This is a genomic window from Staphylococcus carnosus, from assembly GCF_900458435.1.
In the GTDB taxonomy this organism is placed as follows: Bacteria; Bacillota; Bacilli; order Staphylococcales; family Staphylococcaceae; genus Staphylococcus; species Staphylococcus carnosus.
In genome coordinates this window covers 568,872-591,851 of sequence record NZ_UHCT01000001.1, presented here as the reverse complement: position 1 = coordinate 591,851, position 22,980 = coordinate 568,872, and the positions used below count along the sequence as shown (strand labels likewise).

Genomic DNA, 22,980 nt, shown 5'->3' with positions numbered 1-22,980 from the left:
TCAAGGATAAGACCGAGTCAGCATGTCGGTTTTAATGTGTTAACTTCTTTAATTCATAGGAGATGCATTAAAAGATGTACTGTTTTAAATATCATGCGATTAAGAAAGCACCTTTCCGTATCTTTTTCTAATATGAATATTTATTAATTTTCAATTAATGAATCAATAAATCTAATTCACTTTACCTTCTACATCCTCAGACGTATTTTCTATTTTCCAGCCTCAAAACATGTGTAACTTTCTTTATTCTTTAGTACAATTAAATTCGGCGTATGTATCTTATTCGCCTTACAAATTACATAATCACTCTTCAAATAAAAATTTATAAGGAGTTACATCTTTAACAATGGAACAAATTCTAACGGATTTTATTAGTCGCTGGGGATATCTTGCTATTTTTATCCTCATCCTTTCAGAGAACATTTTACCTTTTGTCCCTTCAGAAGTTGTGCTGACTTTTGCTGGCGTGTTATCAGCTAAGTCACATATTTCTATTTGGATATTATTGATTGTCGCAACAGTCGCTTCATTTATCGGATTACTTGTCTTGTATTATATTTGTCGCTTAGTCAACGAAGAAAAACTATATCGTTTCGTTGATAAATACGGTAAATGGATTAAATTAAAAGGTAAAGATATTAAGCGTGCCAATGATTGGTTCAGAAAGTATGGTGCAACTGCAGTCTTCTTATGCCGCTTTGTTCCTGTTTTACGTGTATTGATTACCATTCCAGCTGGCATCAGCCGAATGAATGTTGTTACTTTTGCTGTTCTTTCATTATTAGGAACTACAATTTGGAACTTTGGTCTTATTTATTTAGGGAAAGCACTTAGTGATAACTGGCACCAAATCTTAAACGCTATGCACACGTATTCAACAATTATGTTAGCGATCTTAGCAGTTTTATTTATTATCTTTGTCATTCGTTTCATTTCAAAACGCCGTAAAAATTCAAATACAAACTAATTAAAAAACGTATGGACATGCTCATTTAAAAACTGCATGTCCATACGTTTTTCTTTTAAAAGTTTGTTTTCTTGAATTTATTTAATCCTATAAAATAACCTGCTGCTGCAGCAATCAAACTAATCACAATAAAGATAGACTGGCGAATTAATTCAAATTCTAAATGCTGCATAGCCTCTCCACCTGATTCATAAATAGAACCGCCTATAATGAGTGAAATAAAATTAAATACAAAAAAGAAACCAAGTGCGATGATAGTTACAATCACTTGAATCATATTGGATTTATCCGCACCCACAGAGTAAGTAAAAGGATACATTAACAATACCCACAACCCGATTGACAGACATATTCCTAAAGTAGTAACCGCATTTACAACAGCTATAGTTCCAAACATTATACCCGCTATTAAAGCAATGATTACGATACCTACACCAATCATCATTGTTATCAAGTAATACAGAAAATGACTCTGTACAATTTGCTTACGACTTACAGGGAGTGTGACCGCAAATTTATACCATTGCGCTTCAGCTTCATTTTTTAAATTATCCGTTGCTGCTGACACCATCAACATCACAATTAACAAACACATAAAATCGCTGCCTGAACCACCGAAGTAACTCACAACTATTGCTAATAAAATAGATATAATCAAATAGGTAATCAGTGCTTTTGCAGTCGCATAATACTGTCCTATAATCAATCCTTTCATGATGATGCTCCTCTCAAGATGATTTTATTCGCTTCGTCTATACTAGAAATCGGACTGATATTTTCTAAGTCACCTTTCTTTACAATGACCTCGAATTGTCCTAAATGCTCTTTATAAGCTAAGATACTTTCTTTATCTAAAGTACTGAATTGCTTTTCATCACAACTTAATATTCCATACGATTCAAATAATTCTTTCTTAGCAATCTGTAGTAATACTTCCCCATTTTTAATAAAGATGAGACGTGTCGCTAATCGATTGATATCTTCAGCAATATGTGAGGTCATAAAAATCGCGTGCTTCCCGTCATATACAAATTTCTCTAATTCTTCATGTATTTCATCACGGCTTGCTGCATCTAATCCCGCTGTAGCTTCATCTAAAATGAGAAATCGACTTTGATGAGAAAGTGCAGCTGCTATTGATATTTTCATAGTCATTCCTCTCGAGAAATATTTGACTTTTTGCTTCATCGGCAAGTCAAATACTTTAATCCATTCAAAAAATACTGCACTATTCCAATTTGTATATAATTGATTGAATATCTTGTCTATTGTTTTAACTGTGAATTTTTTAGGAAAATTAAGTGCATCAAAAACCACACTGATATCATTTTTATAAGTTGTTTGGTGCTCACCCACCGCTTCACCAAAAAATTCTATTTTACCTTGATCAATTGGATAATCACCCACAATCATACGAATCAAAGTAGATTTGCCAGAGCCGTTCTTGCCGATTAACGCTACAATTTCACCTTCATGCACTTCAAATGACACATTATTTATTTTAAAAGTGCTGTCTTTGAAAGATTTGTTCAATTGCTCTACAGATAATAGTGATGTCATAATGCCTCCTGATGTAAAAATATTGTATTCAAAAATAATAATATCACATGTTTCTAGGAGATTGTCTCAGATAATAGAAAATACTACCTAATTCTCACCTAAATTTGAAATCGTTTACTTTTAATGCAACTAATTTGCAACAATTTAACCGCTACCATTGAAAATTTTATAAAAAAGTACAATAATCAAATGTAAGCGCTATTAATATAGAAGCACAGGAGGAAGAAATGAAGACCACAGATCGTGAACTTAAACATAAATACTTTGACTTACTTGCAGAAAAATTTAATCACGAAGAACAACTCGCTACAGAAATCATCAGTCTAGAATCTATCTTAGAGTTGCCAAAAGGCACTGAACACTTTGTCAGTGATTTACATGGAGAATATGATTCTTTCCAACATGTATTAAGAAATGGTTCAGGCAATGTACGTACTAAAGTTAATGACATTTTCCAAAATACAATGTCCAATCAAGAAATCAGTGATTTCACTGCTTTAATCTATTATCCAGAAGATAAGTTGAAATTAGTTAAATCTAGTTTTGATGCTAAACAGCCTTTAAATAGATGGTATGAAGAAACTATCGAACAAATGATTCAAATGATTTTATATTCAGCTTCAAAATACACGCGTTCTAAATTACGTAAAGCATTGCCGAAACAATTCGTTTTCATTATTGAAGAACTGCTTTATAAAAATAACGGTTTAGACAATAAAACACCTTATTACAATACATTGATGAATCAAATTATCGAGACACAACAAGCAGATGATTTAATCATCGGCATGTCTTATACTATTCAACGTTTAGTCGTCGACCACCTTCATGTAGTCGGTGATATTTATGACCGTGGTCCAGAGCCTGAAAAAATCGTTGAAACTTTAATTGATTACCATTCTGTAGACATCCAATGGGGCAACCACGATGCAATTTGGATCGGTGCTTATGCAGGTTCTAAAGTTTGTTTAGCCAATATCTTAAGAATTTGTGCACGTTACGATAACTTAAACATTGTCGAAGATGCTTATGGTATCAATATACGTCCGCTGTTAAACCTTGCAGAAAAATTTTACGGAGACAATCCGGCATTTCGTCCTAAATTACGTTCTGATTCAAATTTATCAGAACAAGAACAACTGCAAATCACCAAAATTCACCAAGCCATCGCCATGATACAGTTCAAATTGGAGATTCCAATCATTAAACGCCGTCCTTCATTCGAAATGGAAGATCGATTAGTATTAGAACATGTTGATTATGACAATTTGACTTATACATTGCACGGTAAAACACATGATTTAACAGATACATGTTTTGTGACAGTAGACCCTGAAGATCCTGCAAAATTATTGCCAGAAGAACAAGAAGTAATAGATAAATTATTAATTTCTGTTCAAGAATCTGAGAAATTAAAACGACATATGACATTCTTAATGGATAAAGGTTGTCTTTACTTACCTTATAACGGCAATCTCCTTATACATGGCTGTATTCCAATTGATGAAAACGGCAAAATGGAAGGCATGGAAATTGATGGAGAATTTTATTCTGGCCGTCAATTGCTTGATCAATTCGAAAAATATATGCGTAAAGCATTCCGCCATAAAGATGTTACAGATGATTTAGCAACTGATTTAGTATGGTATTTATGGACAGGCAAATATTCTTCACTATTCGGCAAGAGAGCGATGACGACTTTTGAACGTTATTTCATAAAAGATAAAGCAACACACAAAGAAGAAAAAAATCCTTATTATTCTTTACGTGAAAACCCAGAAATCGTCGGTCATTTATTAGAAGAATTCGGATTAGATCCAGATCAAGGCCATATTATTAACGGTCATACACCAGTCAAAGAAATTGATGGTGAAGATCCTATCAAAGCAGACGGTAAAATGATTGTCATTGATGGCGGTTTTTCAAAAGTGTATCAATCCACAACAGGTATTGCCGGCTATACTTTACTTTATAATTCATATGGTATGCAGCTGGTAGCACATCAACACTTCAATACTAAAGAAAATGTATTGCGTTATGGTGCAGATGAATTATCAACGAAACGTGTCGTAGATGAAGAATTAACACGTAAACGCATCCGTGATACAAATAAAGGACAATTAATCCAAGAAGAAATTGATAACTTAAAAGATTTAATGGCACATCGCTATTTTGAATAACCTTTAATCAATAACAAGAGGCAGATAAACCATTTTTGGTCTATCTGCCTTATTTTTATATAAAATCTTTAAAATCGATACTGTAATTCAGATTATATGTGTGGCCATTCACTTGATAGCGCTTAGGCAGCTCAGGTCCGCAACTGTGCGTACCTATTCCGCTTTGCACTGCATCGATATGCACAAATGAATAAGGTTCTTTTTGTAATTTATCGTTATGTTTTATCATTGTCATTTGCTCATCTGAATAATGTTTCGCATTAAAACTAAATGGTTCTTCAGCTGAAAATCGAATTTCCTTATCCGGGCTTTTTATACTCATAGAAGTGACATTATCATGGCTGCCATCTTCTTGAGGACGTATGTGCGGTCTGAAATTTTCATCTACTGTTGTATTGAACCAGCCTAAATGGCAAGCCAAATTTTTATCGCTATAACTGCTGAAAGGTCCGTTGCCATAATATCGTATTTTTTCATATTCTTTTTGTAATTTCCAAATCATGCCAAAGCGCGGCAACGCAGGCATACGCATATTACGTTCCATATGCATATCTACTTCAATATGACCGCCAGGATAAATGGTCCATTTGCAATCTACGGATAAAATTTTAGGTGTATTGGTACTATAAAAACCGATATCAAACGAGATGATTATTCTGTTATCTTGTTCGTCAATGCTATAACCAAGTATGCGTGTAATTGGATTGAAATATCCCATTTCTTTCCATCTTTCTTCAAGATGAATATCATTGTCTGTCGGTGCACGCCATATCACAATTTTTGTAGGTTCATCCAACAAACGCTTGTTATTATGTTTAATCAAATTAAGTGCCGCCGTTTTTTTATCAAAATGATATTCCCATTCTTTAAGTTGTACCGAGATACTATTTGCGCTTATATTTATTGCTGCTTGTTCTGTAATTGGAGCATTTCGATCTTCTACTTTATTAATAACCTGACGTTGATAGATGACTTGATCATGTCCAAGATAAGTCTTAGCACTTAATAAGCCTGTCGCAGATTTCAAACGATACGTCAGCATAATACTGCTCAATTCTTCAGGTTTAAAATGACTATCTTTCAAGATTGAAGTAAAATCGATTTCTCTTTCTTCATGCGGTAATAGTTCAGGCAGTTCAAACGAAAATTTCTTACTTTCGCCACCAATTGTAGTCAGTGAAACAGCTGCCTCTATAAATTGGTTTATATTCAGAAAATCAAGCTGGTTTCGAACCGTCCAAGTTAATCCATCATATTTTTTCAATACCAAAGGACGATGAATTTCTTGGAATTCATAAAATCCTTCATGCGGAATTCTGTCAGGGTTAACAATGCCGTCAACACAAAAATTACCATCATGTAAAGTCTCTCCTGAATCTCCCCCATATCTGAAACGGTACAATCCATGCTGCATACCAGCTGTGACTGCATGGTCACACCATTCCCAAACAAATGCGCCAATAAATGCAGGATATTTTTCCATCAAGTCGTGATATGCTTCTAATCCTCCTGGTGAATTTCCCATCGCATGTGCATATTCGCATAGAATAAAAGGCTTTGTTACTTGTTTGTTGTCTAAATAACGTCTTTCAATCTCTTCTGGTGAAGGATACATTCGGCTGATAACATCCAATTTGCTATAATCTTCTCCGCCTCTTGCATAAAATGCACCTTCATAGTGCACAGGTCTTGTATCATCTAAATCATGCGCGAGTGCTGCTGCTTTTTTGAAATTTTGACCATAACCTGACTCATTGCCCAATGACCACATAATAATAGATGAATAATTTTGCAATTGAACAATCGAGGCTTCTACTCTATCTAAAATTGCTTTTTCATATTTAGGGTTATCTGCGATGATATTAAAATCATCTATATTTTCTTTTCCATATAACATGACCACACCATGGGTTTCTAAATCCGCTTCACTCATCACATAAAAACCATATTTATCTGCTAATTCATAAAAATAAGGGGATTTAGGATAGTGTGCCGTACGGATTGCGTTAAAGTTCGCTTCTTTCATCAATTTCAAATCGGTAATCAAGCGTTGTTCTGAGACGACATAACCTTGAAGCGGATCGGTGTCGTGATAATTCACCCCTCTTAATTTAACACTTTGACCATTAATCCATAATTGCTGATCTTCTATCTTAACCTCACGTACGCCGATTTTCTGCTTAATAACTTCGTCTTTAGTAATGAGATACAATGTGTACAAATTAGGTGTTTCAGCTGACCAAAGTTCAGGTTGAGAAAGCGGTATTACAATTTGTCTTTCATCACCCACTTCCCCTCTTTTTATAACCTTTTTATTAGGATTATATAATGCATATTCAATCGAAGGGTCACCTGCTATTTTTCGTATATCAATAAGTATTTCACCTGTGTTTTCGACTGTATCTACTTTAGTATCAATTTTGAAATCCTCAATTCTCGCTTCTGGTCTTTCTACAATATAAACATCTCTGAAGATGCCTGAATGACGAAACATATCTTGGTCCTCTAAATAAGTACCATCTGAATATTTCACAACTAAAACAGCGATTGAATTTCTGCCGCCTTTTACAAAATCTGTGATATCAAAACGAGAAATAGAATGTGAGACCTGGCTGTATCCTACGAATTTTTGATTCACCCATACATAATAGGCACTGCTGACTCCATCAAAATTCAAAATGTATTGACGTTCTTTCTTCTTGTATAGTTTATTCAATTCAAACTGGCGTCGATACAAACCGCAAGGATTTTCTTCAGGAACATTCGGAGGGTCAAACGGAATTGGATATTTAATATTCACATACTGTATTTGATCATAACCAAATAAATTCCAAACACCAGGAACAGGCAGCTCTCCTTTACTTTTTTTAGTTGAAGCCGCTTCATATTCCTTTACACTTTCATAATAATCAAAGTTCCAATCACCATTTAAAGGCGTTACACATGCTTTATCTAAATCTTTTTTATTGTCATGTACTTCAGTTTTTCTATGATATGGAACAAAGTAATTTGTATAAGGTAATGTATTCACATGTAACTGTTTTAAATTATAATGCAAGTCTAATTTCAAAACTTAATACCTCCTGAATTATCGAAATATCACGTCTCTTTCTGAATCGCTTGCATGTTATAATATGTCTACTGAGAGAGAAAGAGAGCGTGATGATTGTGCAGTTGCTTTGGAAAAAATTTAAAAAAGAAAATTTTGAGTCTAATATTGATGAATGCGGGATTGAACTAGGCACCCCTAATGTCGGTTATACATATACTGTGACTAAAACAGCTGTCTTGCACGTCATTACACAAGGTACTGGAACATTTACTTATAATGGGCAAACATATCATTTGAAAAAAGGAGATTTATTTTTGCTGAAAGAAGGCATGGAAGTCAGTTATACTGCTTCCAAAAATAATCCTTGGTCGTATTACTGGGTCGGGATGAGCGGCAAACAGGTTATGACCTATTTATCACGCTCAAGCATTATAGATAAAGTTGTAGAACAACAGCAAAATATTTCTGATATTTCCCGGGTAATACAAGATATCTGCCACACAGCAGAAAATATGCAAATCGAAAATTCTGATGATATCTTATTAAGTCAGTATTTATTTGAACTGCTCTATGCGCTTCAAAAAACATTTCCGAAAAAGTTTACTTATACCGAGCAAGAAGTTGATCAAAAAATTCAATTTGCACTCCAATTTATGAACCAAAATTACATGTATGATATCTCCGTATCTGCTATTGCAGATGCATCTAATTTAAGTCGAAGCTATCTCTATAAAACATTCCAAAAACATTTCAGTACTTCACCTAAAGATTATCTTCATAACTTGCGTATGTACCATGCTTCTCAACATTTAATCAATTCTAATGATCCGATTTATGCTATAGCCGAAAAGGTTGGATACCATCATGATCCCTTGATTTTCTCTCGCGCATTTAAACGACATTTTAATATGAATCCATCTGAATATCGTTCAGCTTTCGGTATATCTCAGCATTAATCTAAAATTTTTTCATTATGAATTCATTGCTGATGAGACACCTTCTGTTTGTGGAGTTTCATGATGAATAGGACTGTGCCCTTCGCGTTTACGTTTGTATTCCAAGGTCTTTTCAATGTCTTTTAAGAAGTCGCCTTTTAAATTGAAAGCTTTATGATAAAGCAAGCTGCAAATGATAATGAAGAAAATTGGAATGCCTATCATGCCGATACGAATGCCCCAAACTGTTTCTGCAGTTTGTGCAACATTCGGTGTATAACCTATGAATGACAGCCCTATACCAACACTTAAGCCCGCAAATGCTTGTGCGAGTTTCACTAAAAATGTTTGTGTCGACGTAATCACACTTTCATTGCGTTGACCAAATTTTACTTCACTATAATCAATAACATCAGCTAAAGCGACTGTGTTGATACCTACTAATGTACCTGTTCCAAAACGGATACAAGCACCTCCTATAACAACCCATAAAGCGCTATGAGGCGCAATAAAACCAGCGACTAAAATAATAACGAGACCGATAACAATACCTGACACTGCAAAATTGAATACTGCACTGCGCCCTACTTTTTTCACTAAGAAAGGGAAAATTAATAGTGACACCATTTCCATTAAAATCATCGTATTGAAAACTGAGAATAAACTTTCTACACCTGCGACATACTTAAAGTAATAAAGAATAATGCCGTTAATCATCTGACCACATAAGTTGAATGCTAAAATCACACCGATAATGGCAAGAAGTTCTTTGTTTTTAAATAGAATACGCCACAAGTCTTTAAATTGAACTTTGATCGCATTTTGACGTTCTATTTCTGTATCTTCATGTACATAAAAAACTGTAATACCAATTGTAATTAAGAATGTAATACTGCAGATAATAGCAAGTGCGAAAATACCCGCACCCTTAAAAGAATGACCTAGCCAATTATCAAGCTGATGAATAAACAATAATCCGAAACTCCCGATGACAAATGCTGCAAAACTAGCAAAGAAACGCGGTACCACCGCTACTTCTTCACGTTCTCTCGGGTTATTAGTCAGGTTAGGAAGCCATGACCAATAAGGGATATCCATAATGGTATAAGTCATGCCCCAAATAATATAGATGACAGAAATATAGATATACATCCCATTGCCAGGCAAATTAAAATTAGTAAAAAGCAAGATGGTAATCACTGCATTGATTAATGTACCGACGACCAACCAAGTTTTGAATTTGCCGAAACGATTATGTGTATTATCAACAACCATTCCCATTATCGGATCATTAATTGCATCCCAAATACGTGCCGCAAAAAAGAGTACACCTACAAACGCTGGAGACAATCCTACAATGTCAGTTATGTAAAACATTAAAAATAAACTTACAATATTAAAAATGGCATCTTTCCCTACAGTTCCAAAACCAAATGCATATTTTTCAAATCGTGTTAATTTTCTTTCCAATCTTTCTCCACCTCTGTCTATAGATTGTTATGTCTAGGCGCTGTCAATCGCACATCATCGAAGACTGCTTATTGTGTTCTTTCTTAATGTAAACGTTATCACTTGGCACTTTATTTTTACATGGCATTATGTTTCCATTTTCCGATAATTTGTTTCCACTTTTTAAATAAATCACTCTGTATGTTCTATTATTAACTCGTTGAAAGAAGACATTACTCACCTATTTTAAGTTCATTCATAATGCTACCTTGTCGAATAGCAAATAAAAAAGAGCGAAATTTAAACCCTTGATATAAGGCTTAAATTTCGCTCAAATGCTGTATCTATAAATTTAGCATTGTCACATTTTTATAGTTGAAGCGTTTTTAAATTTTGTACCAATTCTTCACGTTGACTTTCAAATTGTTCTGGCAACATTAAATGCTGACCCAATTCATTCACATCTTCATCAACTGTAAACCCTGGTCCTTCAGTCGCAATTTCAAATACAATATCACCTTTTTCTTTGAAGTAAAGTGCTTTAAAGTATTTTCTGTCTTTAACTTCAGTAACATGATAACCTGCATCGAGCATATGTGATTGCCATTCTTTATGTTCAGCTTCATCTTCAGCATTCCATGCTACATGGTGTACTGTGCCGACACCGAATAGTCCTTTTGGCATTGGTGATGTTGAAATAATAATTTGATGTGCTTCTTCTCCACGTGTTTCTAAATGGATTTTAGCTGGATTTTCACTCACCACATTCAATCCCATATCATCAACTAAGGTACTGCGTGTACCTTCTGGATCAGCAGAAAGCAATTCTGTTCCGTGGAACCCTAAAATCGCATCATCATCTGATTCTTCTTCACCTTCTACTAATGCGAGTGAAAGACCGTGTACATCTTTAAATTCCAATGTCGCATCATCAAACAAACCTGATATTTTAGAATCTACACCTTTATCTTTCAACCATGCTTGCCATCTATCCATAGAACCTTTTGGAATTCTGAATGCAATTGTGCCGACTTGACCGCTTCCTACTCTACCGCGATGTTCGTTCGGCCAGTTGAAGAAAGTAATCACCATTTCTTTATTTTCATCTTGTCTTGAGAAATAAAGATGGTAGACACCTGGGTCATCAAAATTGACTGTTTGTTTAATTAACTGCAAACCTAATACATCTCTATAAAAATCTAAGTTTTCTTGCGGATCTCCTACAATTGCTGAAATATGATGAATACGTTTAATATCTTTCATGAATAATATCCCCCTTAAATTTATCTCGTTTTCGAGATAAATTATGTCCTAGTTAAAGCACTTATGCTTCAATCATTTGTGCATGAGTGCTGACTTTTTTTAATAACTGATTTAATTGTGCAAGTTCGTCATCATTTAAAGTTGCAAAAGCTTCTGTTAACGCTTTTGCATGTTGAGGGAAAATTGCTTCCATCAACTGTATGCCTTGTGCTGTCAATGCTACATTAAATACACGCTTATCTTTATCATCTTTTACTCTATTGACGAGTTGCTTTTTCACTAAACAATCTACGACATACGTAATACTGCTGCTCGCTATAAGTACCCGCTTACGAATATGCTGTACTTGTTGCGGTCCTTTATGAAATAGTAATTCTAATACCGCAAACTCTGTAATATTTAATTGATGCTTTCTGGCATCTTCTTTTGCAATTTGTTCTAAAATATCAGTCGTTCTGGTTAAACCGATAAATGCATTTAACGCACTTTCTTGTCGCGACATTATCATCACCTCTCATTTATTTCGAATTCGAGATAATTATAATACGGTAGATAATAAAAGTAAAGTGTTTTGACTATAATTTTTATACTTACTAAATATACTTCCCTGAATACAGAAAAACACACATGCTGCATTTACAACATGTGTGTTCAACCTTCAAATTATTCATCTAAAGCTTTTTTCAATGATTTGATATTTTTCTTCATCAATGATTGATAAGTAATATCTTTATCTTTTGCTTCATCTTTAGTTAATACTGACAAGTTATGGAAGCTTAATGGTTTTGTATTTGTTTCTTTTCTGATGATGTCAGTTACTTTAGAAGGAATGTTTTGTTCATACAATACGTATGGTTGTTTAGATTTTTTAACTTCATCGACAATAGATAAAATTTCTTTTTGACTTGGTTCATCATTGTTCATACCATTAACGCCTTCTTGTTCGAAGTTATAACGTTTAGCTAAGTATGATAATGAATCATGTGAAATGATAACTTTATCACGTTTTTTGTCTTTAGAAATTTGTTTCATATCTTTATCGACATCAGCGATTTGTTTATCTAATTTTTTATAGTTCTTTTCATAGTAATCTTTATGGTCAGGATCTTTCTTAACTAATTCGTCTTTAATTTCTTTAGCGAATTTTTGGTCAATAACTGGATCTAACCAAATATGTGGATCGTATTTACCGTGTTCATGTTCATGCTCATGTTCTTCTCCGTGTTCTTCATGGTCGCCATGTTCATGCTCATGTTCATGTTCTTCACCTGGAAGTAAATCGTTTTTACTGATTCCTTTTGTTAAAGATAATACGTCATCTTTATTTTTAATTGTTTTCGCAATTTTTCCTGCTGCTGGATCCATATCTTTAGATGTATAAATGAATAAGTCACCTTTAGAGATATTCAAGATTTCTTTTTGCGTTGGTTCGAAGTTATGTATGTCTGAACCAGGTGGATAGATTGATTTAACATCTACGTATTTACCACCGATTTGCTCGGCAAAGCTTTGGAAAGCAAAGACTGTCGTATTAATTTTCATCTTATGCTTTTCGCTGTATTCTTTCTTATCTTTACTGCTGCTGCTGTCTTTATCGTTGCTGCCATTTCCGCAAGCTGCTAAAGCTACAGTTAAGACAAGAGATAATAAAATGAATAATGTTTTCTTCATTTTCAAGTTACTCCCTCCAAATCGTAATCATTATGGTTTAAACTATACCCCTAAAATAAATAAATTGCAATGGTATTTGACAAATCTTTTAGATTCCTAGTATTCTGAAATTTTTCTTAATAAATTTTATTCATTAACTTGAAATATTGTACTCTTTATTTTTTCCAATTCTCTTTTAAATCAAAAATTCTCAGAATAAAAAGACAAAAAAGTGTCACAATTTATTGTCTACCCTTTTCTTTTAATGTAAAATTTAATATGTAATTAAATTTAAGTAAAGAAGGGGTATGTATGACAGGTTTGCAAACGGGTGAAAATCAATTTTATATAGGAGATGCAGAAGAACCGGATGCTATCATCCAGTTTCGTAATGTAAACGAAAAAACGATTGATATCTACTATGCAGCCGTAAGCGACACTTTAGGCAATCAGGGTATGGGTACTAAATTAGTCGAGAAAGTTATCGATTATGCCAATGAAAATGATTTAAAAATTACTTGCAGCAGTTCTTATGCTCGAAATATTATTGATCATTTTCCAGAATTCAAGCAATTCTATGCAGGCAAAGAATAATTTACATAAGTAAAACAAACAGAGAGATCAGATTCACATCTGATCTCTCTGTTTTTAATTTTGTCCATTTTGCAATAAAAACATATTGTAGTAAATACCTTTTTGTTTAAGCAATTCTTCATGCGTGCCGCGTTCAACAATCTCACCTTTATTCAAGACTAAAATTTGATCTGCATCTTGAATCGTAGAAAGTCTATGCGCAATCGCTAAAGTAGTACGACCTTTTCGCATCACTTTTAAAGAATCTTGAATTTGTTCTTCAGTTTCAGAATCAATATATGCTGTTGCTTCATCTAATATTAATATTTTAGGATCAATTGCCATTGTACGTGCAAAAGCAATCAGTTGACGTTCACCGCTTGAGAACGCACTTCCTTTTTCAACCACTTTATGATTATATTGGTCGGTTAATTGATTGATGAAACGATCAGCATGTACAAATTCCGCTGCATTTTTAACTTGTTCAAAAGTCATCGTAGGATGATACAGCTTAATGTTAGTAAAGATTGTTCCATAGAAAATAAATGGATCTTGCAATACCAGTCCTACTTTCTGTTTCAAATCTTGTTTTGGTATCGTTTTAATTGAATAACCATCTACTAAGATTTCACCGTGATGAAACTCATAAAAGCGCATAAACAAATTGACGATAGTACTTTTACCTGAACCCGTATGACCAACTAATGCGACCGTTTCTCCTGGATTTGCTGTAAAAGTAATATGCTTCAAGACATCATGCTCGCCATCATAACTGAAAGTTACGTCTTTAAATTCAATTTTTCCATCTGTAATCAAGTGGTCTGAAACCGCTTCTTGTTTCGGTTCTAAGGTATCATTATCAAGCAATGCGAATACACGATTAGCCGCAACCAAGGCTTGTTGGAAAATATTCAGATTCTGACTGACTTGGTTAATTGGTTCAAAGAAACGCTGCATGTATTGTACAAAGGCATATACAACCCCTGCTGTAACTGAAGATGAAAAGCTTAATAATCCGAAATAACTCAATATCATTACAGTCGCAAAGATACTTAACATCCCGATTGCTGGACGTAATAACAAACCATCTAATCGTATTGTTTTCAAATTATATTGGTAATATTCTTCGTTAATCTCTGCAAATTCTTCTTGTAATCTTTTTTCCTGATTGAATACTTGAATCATACGAATACCTTCGATAGATTCTGCTAATTTAGCATTTAAATTAGATAAACGTTCCCTAGCTTCTGCAAAAAAGATTGAGGCATATTTACGATACAGTGCCAATACTAAGATAATAATCGGCATAAAGAACATAGCCATAAAGGCAAGTCTGACATCTAAAATAAACATCATAATAAAACTTGAAATGACAGTAAAAAGTGCCATTAAAAAGGAAGCAAATACACCTGTAAACATATCTATAATCGCTTCCGTATCATTGGTCAAACGCGAAACAATACTGCCGCTTGGTACTTCATCAAAGTATTTCATTCCTAATCTGCCGATTTTATCAAATGCATCAATACGCAATTGCTGGATGATTTTAAATGCAAAATTTTGGAACATATAAATATTGATGTACGTAGTTGCTGCACCGACAAGTTCAATCACGATAAAGATGACAACAAGCCAAGTGATTTCATTTTGCGGAAAATGTCTTGGTGTTAAGTAATCATCGATAAATACTTTAACGATATACGGCGTTGCAACACTGGCTGCTGTGGAGATAGCCAACATCAAGAATGCAAGTGCAATCAACCATTTAAAAGAAAATGTATAACGAATCAAACGCATCAAAACACGCCACTGGTCTTTTGCACTTAATTGATAATCATACTGCGCTTTATTTGTTTTCGGCATTTGAATCATCTCCTTCCACTTGCGTGATATCATCAAGATTTCGTGTTAACTCATCACGTAATTGTTGAGATTGATATGTCTGCCAATACCATCCTTGATTGCGCATTAATTCTTCATGTGTGCCTTGTTCAACAACTGTTCCCTCATCCATAACCACAATCAAATCAGCATGACTGACTGCACTCATACGATGTGCTGTAATAATATTCGTCTTACCTTGTCTCTCATTTTGCATGTTATTTAAAATATGTTCTTCTGTATCTGCATCAACTGCGGATAAAGAATCATCAAATATGAGTACCGGAGGATTTTGAATTACTGCTCGGGCAATAGAAACACGTTGTTTTTGTCCGCCAGATAAAGAAACACCACGTTCTCCTACAATCGTTTGATAGCCTTTAGGAAAATCTAGAATATCGTTATGGATATAGCTTAATTGTGCAGCACGTGCAATATTTTCTTCTTCCATTGCAGGATCCGCAAAAGCAATATTTTCTTTAATCGTTGTAGAGAATAAGAAATTATCTTGCGGCACATAACCGAACATAGCACGCAAATGTCTGATTTCGTAATCTCTGATAGGAATATCGCCATACGTAATATCTTCTGGTCTTTTTGTATCAAATTCTCTTACTAATAATCTAAGCAGCGTACTTTTTCCTGAACTTGTTCTACCCACAATACCGACAGTAGTGCCTTCTTCAATTGTAAAGCGGACATCTGTTAAAGCAGGCTGTTCGGCATTCGGGAAGCGGAAACTTTCAATATTGAAAGTAATGTTTCCTGATGGAAAGCCTTCAACACTATAAGCTGTATCAATTTCATTTTGAGTATCCATGATTTCGCTGATACGCTCATAAGAAGCATTCCCGCGTTGGATAATATTGAAGAAAAAGCCAAGTGCGAGAAGCGGCCATACTAACATACCTAAGTATGTTGTTGTAGTAATTAATTGACCTAACGAGATAGTATTATGGAAAATCATAAATGACCCGCATACCATCGCTAAGAAGTAACTGGCACCGATTACTAGCATAATTGTAGGATCAAAAAGCGCATCAATTTGTGCTACCTTCAAGTTTTTTTGAACAACATCATCACTGATATCTTTAAAATCTTTTTGGTCGCTTTTTTCGTATCCCATGGTTTTGGTTACTTTTATCCCAGCAATACTTTCTTGTGTTTTATCATTCAATCGACTGAATGCCGCTTGTGCCTTTTTAAAACCTTTGCTCATCAATCGTCCATAATAACTTGTTAAAATAACTAAAATCGGCATCGGCAACATTACAATCAAGGTTAATTTCCAGTTAACTGTAATGGCCATTGTAATTAAAATAGACGTCCCTGTGATTAATGAATCGCTGATCATTAATATACCTGGACCTGCTGCACCTTGTACTGCATTGATATCATTCGTTGCATGTGCCATCAAATCCCCAGTACGTCTTTGCTGGAAAAATGACGGACTCATCGACGTATATTTTTCATATAAACGATTACGCAGAATTTTGCCTAATTTATTACTTGTTCCAAAAATTAATACACGCCATGTATAACGCAAAATATATGTCATAATCGCTGCGCCGCCTAGTATCAGCATATAAATCAGCAAAGTATGACCTGTCAGTTTTTTTGTCCCGATTAAATCAATGGTTTTTCCGATAATTTGCGGCGGCACAAGTTGAATCAATGCGATTCCCAATAAGACTAAGAGCCCTAATAAATACTCAGCCTTTTCTTGTTTAAAAAACCACTTTAAATTCATAAAGACTTTCATGTTGAACGTTCCCCCTTTATTTCAATTTGGTTCAACGTTTAAAAGAATGCCTTAATTAATACGAAATTCTGAATCGCCTGTTGTTAAAACTTCTAAAGTACTATTAAGTCCGCCTTCTGTTAAATTCTTAACTGCTTCTCCAGTAAAGAATGCAATATGCGGAGACACTAATACATCATCTCGTTCAATTAAATGCAGTAAAATATCGTCTTTAATCTCTTTTCCAGAATGATCTCTTCGATAATATTCTGCTTCATTCTCATACGTATCTATTACAGCACCTATAATTTTATCACTATTTAAAGCTTTCAAGAACGCTTTAGTATCCACCACCATACCACGTGCAGCATTTACAAAGATAGTTTCAGTTTTGAAATGGCGAAAAACTTCTTCGTCAAACAGATGATACGTTTCTTTATTGCCAGGTATATGCAGTGCCACAATGTCTGCTTCTGTAATTGCTTCTAAGAGACTTTCTTTATACTCTACAATATCTTCCATTTCAGGGCGTCGTATAGGATCATATCCCACTACTTTGCATCCGAAGCTATGAAATAAGCGTGCTGAAATACTGCCGATTCTTCCAATACCGATTACTGCAACAGTTAAGTCTTTGACCGTACGCGACATGATATCGCCTTTCCATCTGAAATCATGCTGGTGCACCCGTTGTCGTATTAATGGTACTTGTCTTGCAAAATACAGCGTACCCATCACTGCATATTCAGCTATCGAGCTTGGTGAATAGCTTGGCACTGTTGTAATTGTAATACCCCATTCGCGCGCTTTTTCCAAATCATACATATCAAAACCTGCACTGCGTTGAGCAATCTGTTTTATCCCATGCGAAGCCAATACTTCATATAAATCAGAATCAAACGGACCATTATGGCTTAATGAAACTCCGTCATAATCCTTTAATTGCGTTGCTTTTTCTTTTGTTAATGGACCATGTTCAAAATCTACTTCTATTTGATGTTCTTTTACCCAATCTTTAATATATTGTTCTTCATAATTTTCCACATCAAACATTTTAATTTTCACCATTTAAAACACTCCCTTGTTATGTATTCCCTCACTTTTCATTCTATTTTTTTGAATAAAGGTTATGAACTTAATTATAGCATTCATCCAATTACAAGAAACACAAAATTCAGATAATTTTATCGTAAAAAAAGAAGCTCTTAAATAGCTGTATTTGCTATAAGAGCCTCTATTGAAACAATTTAAATTAAGAAATTACATAATCCATTCGACTACATCTTCTTGTGATTGACGTGTTTTTGCACGTTTTGGATCCTCTGCACGATAACCAAATGCAACCATGACTGAAGGTAAGAAATAATCTGAATTCATAATACCTTCATCATTAAGTAGTTTTGTCATTTCTTTCATTTTAAGACCTTCCATCGGACAAGAGTCAACACCTAATAATGCCGCTGCTGTCATCATATTGCCGAGTGCAATGTAAGTTTGTTTACTTGCCCAGTCCCACAATGAACGGTCGCTTTCATATAGGTTCAAGTTATCATTTTGGAATGATGTAAATCCTTTGACCATACCTTCTATTTTTTCTTCAGGTACTTTTTGAATGTCTTTTAACATATGTCTAAAGTGTTCAGAATCTGCTTTGAGATTTTTACGTGCCAAAATAATAACAAAATAGCTTGCTGTTTCTAATTGGCCTTGAGCACCTGGTGCAACTTCTTTTAATTTTTCTCGCATTTCTTCATTTTGTACAACGACAAAACGCCATGGCTCTGAACCAATTGAACTTGGTGATAGTCTGCCTGCTTCTAATATTGTTTGAAAGTCAGCATCGCTTACTTTCTTATCAGGGTTGAATCGTTTTGTTGCATGTCTGAAATTAAATGCATCAATGATGACTTGGCGCATTTCTTTGTTTTCCATGAAATCTCTCCTAATTTAATTGATAACATTAGTATAGAATACGTAGGTTACAGTTGAAAAAGAAGCGGTTCATTCTCATCATTATAACTTTACTGTCTTTCAAGTTTTTCTAAAAAGGCGATATATTGGTCTGCATTTTCTGCAATATCAGCAAAGTTGCCGATATTATCAGTATCATACATTGCATGTAAGCCAAAGTAACGACCTCCAACTAAATTAATGACAGCCTTTAATGGCGTTACAACTTCATCTATCGTATAACCGATGGGACCGGAATGAGAATAATGATTTTCTGGCTGTCCGCATGAGATCGCTAAGCCGAAATATTTGTCTTTCAATGCACTTCCGCCTTTAAAGGCCCAACCATTTGTATAAACTTCATCAAACCATTTTTGCAATAATGGTGGATAATTCATCCAATACATTGGGTATTGAAACACAATATGGTCATGTTGTTCTACAAGTTTTTGTTCTTTTTCAACATCAATTTTCCCATCAGGATATAACGTATATAAATCATGAGTCGTCACAAGTTCAAAACGATTTTCAATTGTTTTTTTCCACGATTCATTAACATTTGCTGATTGAATTCCAGGATGTGCAATAATTACTAAAGTAGACATATCAAATTCATCCTTTCTTTTGGCAAAATAAAATGAGATTGCTTCCCCAAGCTATCTCATTTAAATTTATATTCAGTTATTCCCTTTTTGTTTCAATTACTAACTTTGCATAATAGAAAATAAAGACGAGTATCATACTGATTGACATTGATTTTAAAAAGTTTTGTAATACTTCCCCAAAATCTATTAAATAGTAAGTAAGCGTAGTATTGGCTACAAAAGCGATTAAAATTAAAACTAATCTAAGTACCATATCCCATCAACCCCTTTTGACTAGTTTACCCATAATTGTCACAATTTTCAATATAATTTTCACACAATTTGCATATTTCTAAATTCTTTCTATTTTCTTCTTCTGAAAACGAAAAAAACACACAGTCATATAACTGTGTGTTTAAAGATTAATTCTTTATTTAATTAAAGATTATTTTATGACTTAACTTCTGAGTCTCCAAAGATTTTACGTTTGATTGCTTCACCTGTTGGAGTTCCTGCTAAACCGCCAAGTCCAGTTTCACGTAATTCAGCTGGTAAGTTACGACCAATTTTGCCCATTGCTTCGATAACTTCATCAACTGGAATTCTGCTTTCAACACCTACTAATGCTAAGTCAGCAGAAATTAAAGCATTTCCTGAACCGATTGCATTACGCATTACACATGGAATTTCAACTAAGCCAGCCACTGGGTCGCATACAAGACCAAGCAAGTTACTTAATGAAATTGCTAATGCATGACCTGAAGCTTCTGGTGAGCCTCCGAAAACTTGAACAGCTGATGCTGCTGCGATAGCTGATGCTGAACCAACTTCAGCTTGGCAACCACCTGTTGCACCTGCAACACTTGCATTATTTGCAACAACACGGCCGCAAATTGATGCTGAGAATAAGAAGTCAATCATTTGATCTTCTGTAAGTCCATGAGTTGCTTCTAATTTAAACAATGTTCCTGGGATTGTACCTGAAGAACCAGCTGTAGGCGTTGCGCAAATGATACCCATTGCTGCATTCACTTCGTTAGTTGCAACTGCGCCCATAACCGCTTGCATCATTTCATTACCTGAAAGTGAATGATTGTTATCATTATAGTTTTTAATTTTAATTGCATCTTGACCAGTATACCCTGTTACACTTTTAACGCCTTCGCCGGTTGTCCCTTTTTTAACTGCGTCGCGCATTACTTCTAAGTTTTGTTTCATTTGTTCACAAACTTCTTCTCTCGATTGTCCGCTACGTTCCATCTCATCTTGAATCATAATTTCTGCGAAACTCATATCATGTTCGTTCGAGTAATCAATGATTTCTTTAATAGTATCAAACATACATTACACCTCTTTATTTAATATATGCAAAGTTTAAGTCGCTATATTTCTCTTTCATTTTATCTAACGTATCTTCTGAAAGTGCTTTGTTTAAGTGCATTGCAATTAAGCAACCTTCTTGATTGATTGTTTTAATTTCTTCGTTGATATCTACTCCGTTTTCAATCAAATCATTAATTAAATGGTTGATTGTAGCATTGTCTGTTGGACCATCTACTTCTAAGATTGGTAAACCATGATTCATTAAGATACATTGACCATTTACATTAATGCTTTTAATTTTAATTGTTCCGCCGCCAATTGAAATACCATTCACTTCAATATGACGATCACCGCTGTCTGCTTTAATTAATGCACAGTTTGGATGTTCTCCTAAACTTTTACCTGATTCTTCAATGAATTTAATTTTAATACCTTCATTTTTCGCAATTTCAATTGAATGTTTAATACGTTCATCAAACGTACTATAACCTAACATGCCACCAATAATAGCTACATCAGTGCCGTGACCTAAATGTGTTTTTGCGAAAGATTCATAGTAATGAACTTCAATATTTTCTGGTGTACCTTGCAGTACTGTTCTTCCAGCATTCCCAATTTTAACTGCACCTGCTGTATGTGAACTTGAAGGTCCCATCATTACAGGTCCGATGATATCAAAAGCGCTCTGGAAATCCTTTTTTCTTGCCATAGCGTAAAGTCATCTCCTTATCTTTTTGTTAAGAAACGATTTATTAATTAGTTTGCTTGAGTTGTTGTTTTACGGCCTGGTAATTTTTCACTAAGTTTATTGAAATTGATTTTATTGATTAATTTAGCCAAAATCCAACCAAGTATAATACTTGTGATCGCTACAGCTGCGATACCGATAATACTAGGAACTGGTTTGTTGAAACCGAATAATACTACTGCACCAGCTATTGGTGTAGCCATACCCGTTACGTTGATTACTAAACCAATTGCAGTAACAATAATAGCGTTGAATACGCCTATAATCGCATTTGCACCATAAAGTTGTATTGGATATTGGGCGATAGTGTCAATTTGAGTAAGTGGTTCAATTGCAATGGCAAACGCTTTACCAAGATTGCCGATTTTCAAGCCTCTGAATAACATGAAGTTTGCGAATGAAGCACCTGTACAAGTTAATGCACCAATTGCCATCGGAACTCCAGTTAAACCTAATAAGCTTGTTAGTACCATTGAACTTAAAGGAGTCATACCTACCACTGGAATGATCAATCCTAAAATAACTGCTAAAGCGTATGGGTTATTGTCTCCAACTGCTGTAATCGCACCACCGATTTGTTTTAAGACACCCATAACTGCTGGAGAAATTAGTCCTGCAATACCGAAAGTTAATGCTGGAGCTACCAAGATTACCACGATCAAGTCTAGCCCTTCTGGAACTTTTTTCTCGATAAATTTAATAACATAAGCTACAAGATATGCCGCAATGAAAGCTGGCAATAATTTAGAATCATGTAGCACGAGACCCACAATTACTGCAAAGACTGGTGAAACACCCATGTTTAAGCAAGTTAAAATACCTACAGCAATACCGCTTAGGCTCCCCGCCAAGTCACCAATCTTTTGGAAGAATTCAATGTGGAATACCCCACCAATTGCATAACTTAAAAATGCTTAAGGCAAGAATGTCGCACAAGCTGCACCCGAAAGCGCTTGCAATCCTTTCTTACCATAAGGAGCGAATTTTAAAAATAAAGACATTGCAATGAGGACAAGTAATAAAGTCCCTGCTCCCAAGATAATATCCATGTCAAATGACCTCTTTTCCTTTTATATATTTAATTTTCCTACCACCGACATAATACAACCATTAGTAAAGCGTTT

19 protein-coding genes and 1 pseudogene are annotated in these 22,980 nt (G+C 34.6%); 4 read left to right on the top strand and 16 right to left on the bottom strand.

The features are described from left to right. Window positions 1-346 precede the first annotated feature (346 nt). Window positions 347-967 (top strand): undecaprenyl phosphate transporter UptA, encoded by a 621-nt coding sequence (gene uptA / locus DYE31_RS02540; protein ID WP_015901203.1) that lies wholly within the window; start codon window positions 347-349, stop codon window positions 965-967. A gap of 55 nt (window positions 968-1,022) precedes the next feature. Here the strand turns inward: uptA and DYE31_RS02535 are convergent, their stop codons facing one another. Next, window positions 1,023-1,682 (bottom strand): ABC-2 transporter permease, encoded by a 660-nt coding sequence (locus DYE31_RS02535; protein ID WP_015901204.1) that lies wholly within the window; start codon window positions 1,680-1,682, stop codon window positions 1,023-1,025. Further along, complete coding sequence (locus tag DYE31_RS02530; protein ID WP_015901205.1) at window positions 1,679-2,527, bottom strand: ABC transporter ATP-binding protein; 849 nt, start codon at window positions 2,525-2,527, stop codon at window positions 1,679-1,681. Before DYE31_RS02530 ends, DYE31_RS02535 begins: the two co-directional genes overlap by 4 nt. A gap of 227 nt (window positions 2,528-2,754) precedes the next feature. Between DYE31_RS02530 and DYE31_RS02525 the strand changes: the two genes are divergently transcribed. Then, window positions 2,755-4,707 carry a fructose-1,6-bisphosphatase gene (locus tag DYE31_RS02525; protein ID WP_015901206.1) on the top strand — a complete coding sequence of 651 codons (1,953 nt, stop codon included), beginning with the start codon at window positions 2,755-2,757 and terminating at the stop codon, window positions 4,705-4,707. 55 nt (window positions 4,708-4,762) lie between these two features. Here the strand turns inward: DYE31_RS02525 and DYE31_RS02520 are convergent, their stop codons facing one another. Beyond that, window positions 4,763-7,777 (bottom strand): beta-galactosidase, encoded by a 3,015-nt coding sequence (locus DYE31_RS02520; RefSeq protein ID WP_015901207.1) that lies wholly within the window; start codon window positions 7,775-7,777, stop codon window positions 4,763-4,765. 92 nt (window positions 7,778-7,869) lie between these two features. Between DYE31_RS02520 and DYE31_RS02515 the strand changes: the two genes are divergently transcribed. Then, complete coding sequence (locus DYE31_RS02515) at window positions 7,870-8,715, top strand: AraC family transcriptional regulator (RefSeq protein WP_115314354.1); 846 nt, start codon at window positions 7,870-7,872, stop codon at window positions 8,713-8,715. Window positions 8,716-8,730: 15 nt separating this feature from the next. Here the strand turns inward: DYE31_RS02515 and melB are convergent, their stop codons facing one another. The 4 genes from melB to DYE31_RS02495 all read right to left on the bottom strand — a co-directional run bounded on the left by melB (window position 8,731) and on the right by DYE31_RS02495 (window position 13,077). After that, entirely contained in the window at window positions 8,731-10,164 is a 1,434-nt protein-coding gene (melB, locus tag DYE31_RS02510; RefSeq protein ID WP_015901209.1) for a melibiose:sodium transporter MelB, read from the bottom strand. Between the two features lie 348 nt (window positions 10,165-10,512). Continuing rightward, the gene (locus DYE31_RS02505; protein ID WP_015901210.1) at window positions 10,513-11,406 is read right to left on the bottom strand and encodes a VOC family protein; all 894 of its coding nucleotides are present in this window, start codon (window positions 11,404-11,406) and stop codon (window positions 10,513-10,515) included. A gap of 61 nt (window positions 11,407-11,467) precedes the next feature. Next, a complete protein-coding gene (locus DYE31_RS02500) occupies window positions 11,468-11,908 on the bottom strand; it encodes a MarR family winged helix-turn-helix transcriptional regulator (protein WP_015901211.1) in 441 nt (146 codons plus the stop codon). A 161-nt stretch (window positions 11,909-12,069) separates the two neighbouring features. Next, complete coding sequence (locus DYE31_RS02495) at window positions 12,070-13,077, bottom strand: metal ABC transporter solute-binding protein, Zn/Mn family (RefSeq protein ID WP_015901212.1); 1,008 nt, start codon at window positions 13,075-13,077, stop codon at window positions 12,070-12,072. A gap of 291 nt (window positions 13,078-13,368) precedes the next feature. Between DYE31_RS02495 and DYE31_RS02490 the strand changes: the two genes are divergently transcribed. Then, a complete protein-coding gene (locus tag DYE31_RS02490; RefSeq protein ID WP_015901213.1) occupies window positions 13,369-13,650 on the top strand; it encodes a GNAT family N-acetyltransferase in 282 nt (93 codons plus the stop codon). Window positions 13,651-13,704: 54 nt separating this feature from the next. On the opposite strand, the gene DYE31_RS02485 is transcribed toward DYE31_RS02490, so the two are convergent. From DYE31_RS02485 to DYE31_RS02450, 9 genes and pseudogenes are all read right to left on the bottom strand, one after another. Beyond that, a complete protein-coding gene (locus DYE31_RS02485) occupies window positions 13,705-15,492 on the bottom strand; it encodes an ABC transporter ATP-binding protein (protein ID WP_015901214.1) in 1,788 nt (595 codons plus the stop codon). Then, window positions 15,476-17,272, bottom strand: coding sequence for an ABC transporter ATP-binding protein (locus tag DYE31_RS02480; RefSeq protein ID WP_015901215.1), 1,797 nt, complete (start codon window positions 17,270-17,272; stop codon window positions 15,476-15,478). The genes DYE31_RS02485 and DYE31_RS02480 overlap by 17 nt, the downstream gene beginning before the upstream one ends. A 51-nt stretch (window positions 17,273-17,323) precedes the next feature. Beyond that, on the bottom strand, window positions 17,324-18,319 hold the full coding sequence (locus DYE31_RS02475) for a D-2-hydroxyacid dehydrogenase (RefSeq protein WP_015901216.1): 996 nt from the start codon (window positions 18,317-18,319) through the stop codon (window positions 17,324-17,326). 192 nt (window positions 18,320-18,511) lie between these two features. Further along, on the bottom strand, window positions 18,512-19,183 hold the full coding sequence (locus DYE31_RS02470; protein ID WP_015901217.1) for an NAD(P)H-dependent oxidoreductase: 672 nt from the start codon (window positions 19,181-19,183) through the stop codon (window positions 18,512-18,514). Window positions 19,184-19,272: 89 nt separating this feature from the next. Further along, window positions 19,273-19,806, bottom strand: coding sequence for an NAD(P)H-dependent oxidoreductase (locus DYE31_RS02465; protein ID WP_015901218.1), 534 nt, complete (start codon window positions 19,804-19,806; stop codon window positions 19,273-19,275). Between the two features lie 76 nt (window positions 19,807-19,882). After that, window positions 19,883-20,059, bottom strand: a complete 177-nt coding sequence (locus DYE31_RS12725; protein WP_015901219.1) for a hypothetical protein — start codon at window positions 20,057-20,059, stop codon at window positions 19,883-19,885. A 176-nt stretch (window positions 20,060-20,235) separates the two neighbouring features. Then, window positions 20,236-21,126, bottom strand: a complete 891-nt coding sequence (gene sdaAA, locus DYE31_RS02460) for an L-serine ammonia-lyase, iron-sulfur-dependent, subunit alpha (protein ID WP_015901220.1) — start codon at window positions 21,124-21,126, stop codon at window positions 20,236-20,238. 13 nt (window positions 21,127-21,139) lie between these two features. After that, a complete protein-coding gene (sdaAB, locus tag DYE31_RS02455; protein ID WP_015901221.1) occupies window positions 21,140-21,817 on the bottom strand; it encodes an L-serine ammonia-lyase, iron-sulfur-dependent subunit beta in 678 nt (225 codons plus the stop codon). A gap of 47 nt (window positions 21,818-21,864) precedes the next feature. Continuing rightward, a pseudogene (locus tag DYE31_RS02450) lies at window positions 21,865-22,905 on the bottom strand (PTS sugar transporter subunit IIC). Window positions 22,906-22,980 lie beyond the last annotated feature (75 nt).